Source organism: Nitratidesulfovibrio liaohensis, assembly GCF_011682075.1.
Lineage (GTDB): Bacteria > Desulfobacterota > Desulfovibrionia > Desulfovibrionales > Desulfovibrionaceae > Cupidesulfovibrio > Cupidesulfovibrio liaohensis.
Genome location: NZ_VSMK01000388.1, coordinates 1 through 2660, shown reverse-complemented (window position 1 = coordinate 2660; position 2660 = coordinate 1). Strand labels below are relative to the sequence as shown.

Annotated in this window: 2 protein-coding genes; both read left to right on the top strand. The window is 70.3% G+C overall.

Annotated features, from left to right (window positions below):
• Nucleotides 1-285 (top strand): precorrin-8X methylmutase (locus FVW27_RS12770; protein WP_167125689.1); only part of this gene is annotated, 285 nt, incomplete at its 5' end.
• Between the two features lie 345 nt (nucleotides 286-630).
• Nucleotides 631-2660, top strand: a 2030-nt coding sequence (locus FVW27_RS12765; protein WP_208294771.1) for a DEAD/DEAH box helicase, incomplete at its 3' end; no start/stop codon positions are given.

Sequence of the window (2660 nt, the reverse complement as noted above, 5' to 3'; positions counted from 1 at the left end):
GGCGGGGCCATCGTGGCCGTGGGCAATGCCCCCACCGCGCTGCTGGCCCTGCTGGACCATCTGGCGGCGGGCGGTCCGCCCCCCGCGCTGGTGGTGGCCATGCCTGTGGGGTTCGTCAACGCGGCGGAGTCCAAGGAACTGTTTCTGGAGCGCGCCGCCGCGCTGACCCAGTACGGCCCGCACGGGTTGCCCTGCCTGGCCCTGCGAGGCCGCAAGGGCGGATCGCCCCTGGCCGCCGCCACCGTCAACGCCCTGGCGGAAATGGCCCTGCGCGAACGGGGGTGAGCCAACCGGGCAGAGTTTGCGCGCCGCCCTGCCCCCGCCCCGAAGCCTGCCACATCCCGGCATGTATGGCAGCGTCACGCGCAGCACCGTCATGCACGGCGTCCGCCTCTTCCGCCTCTTCCGGCGCACCCGGCACACCCGGCACACCCGGCGCTCCGAACGCACTGGGCGCACTGGGCGCACTGGACGCACCCGGACCACACCACTCCGGTTCTGGCGGGAGACCCCATCTCACGTTCTTGCGCAACAGGCACACCCTTTGCTATCCTGTACGACAGGCGTCCCGTTCCCTCGCCGGAATGACGCCACATCGCACCGGCACCGCCGGTCCAACAAGGAACCTGCATGACCCACGATCCACGCCTTGAGGGCGACGCGCACTCGGCTGCCGACACCGACGAAACCCCTTCGTCCGCGCCTGACGCTTCCGACGTGCCCGCCCCCGCAGTCGCTGACGCCCCCGGATCCCCCGACGCCCCCGGCACCACCGCCGCCGACACACCCGGCACCCCGGCCCCCGTGGCCGCTTCCGACGCCCCTGCCGAAGGCACCCCCACCGAAATTTCCGATCCCGCGCCCGCAATTCCCGCAGACTCCGCCGATGCCACGGATGCCGCCGCCCTTGCGGACGATGAAGACCCGGCCCTGCGCCTTGCCGCCGAGATCACCCGCATCGACGAGCCCGAAGACGCGCTGCCCCCGGTGACCCTGGCCGACCTGCCCCCCATGATGCAGGAAGCCGCCGCCCGCGCCGGGTGGACCAACCTGATGCCGGTGCAGACCCGCGCCCTGCCGTACATCTTCGCCAAGCGCGACCTGATGGTGCAATCGCGCACGGGCAGCGGCAAGACCGGGGCCTTCCTGCTGCCGCTGCTCGAACGCCTGTCCCCCGACGAAGCCGCCGTGCAGGCCCTGATCCTGGTGCCCACGCGTGAACTGGCCTTGCAGGTGGAATACGAGGCCCGCGTGCTGTTCGAGGGCACCGGCCTGAACGTGGCCGCCGTGTACGGCGGCGTGGGCTACGGCAAGCAGATGGACGCACTGCGCGACGGCGCGCACCTGGTGGTGGGCACCCCCGGCCGCGTGCTGGACCACCTGCTGCGCCGCACCATGAACCTGGACCGCATCCGGGCGCTGGTGTTCGACGAAGCAGACCGCATGCTGTCCATCGGCTTCTACCCGGACATGAAGGAAATCCAGCGCTACATGCCCAAGCGCCGCATTTCCGCGTACCTGTTCTCCGCCACCTACCCGCCCCACGTGCTGAACCTGGCGGGCGAGTTCCTGAGCGAACCGCGCATGCTCAGCCTGAGCCACCAGCAGGTGCACGTGGCCCAGACGCAGCACCTGTATTGCGAAACCAAGCCCATGGACAAAGACCGGGCGCTGGTGCGCATCATCGAATCCGAAAACCCCACGGCGGCCATCATCTTCTGCAACACCAAGGCCAACGTGCATTACGTGACGGCGGTGTTGCAGGGCTTCGGCTACAATGCCGACGAACTTTCGGCGGACCTGACCCAGGCCAAGCGCGAACAGGTGCTGGGCAACCTGCGCAAGGGCGGGGTGCGCTTTCTGGTGGCCACCGACGTGGCCGCGCGCGGCATCGACATTCCCGACCTTTCGCACGTCATCCTGTACGAGCCGCCGGAAGACCGCGAATCGTACATCCACCGCGCCGGGCGCACTGGCCGCGCGGGCTCGGCGGGCACGGTCATCTCGCTTGTGGACATCATCCAGAAGCTGGAATTGCAACGCATCGCCAAGCACTACAAGATCGACATCCAGCCTCGCCCCACCCCCGACGACGAATCGGTGGCGCGCATTGCCGGTGACCGGCTGACCGCCCTGCTGGAAGCGCGCCTGCGCGCCCGCACCGGGCTGGAACGCGAACGGCAGCTGCGCTATGCGCCGCTGGCCCGCGCCCTGGCCGGGGACGACGAGCAGCTTGCGCTGCTGGCCATGCTGCTGGACCAGTACTACCAGGAAAGCCTGCATGCGGCCCTGCCCATGCCCGCCACCGCCCCGGCCCCCCGGCAGGATCGCCGCCGTGACGAACGCAGGGACGAGCGGCGCGAAGAACGGCGCGACGACAAGCGTGATGCCCGACGCGAAGACCGTGACGGGCGGGATGGACGGGATGGTCGTGACGGGCACCGCCGCGACCGTGACCGCCGGGACGAGCTACGGGACAAACGACGGGACGAACGCCCGGAGGAACGTAAGGGCGAACGCCGGGATGAACGACGCGACGAGCGCACTCCCGCCGTGGCCGCAACGGATGCCCCCGCCAGCGCCGATAGCCCGGAACACCCCGCGGAACCGCGTGAAGACGGGCAGGCCCCCCGCGAAGGGCGCCGCCGGTCGCGGCGTGG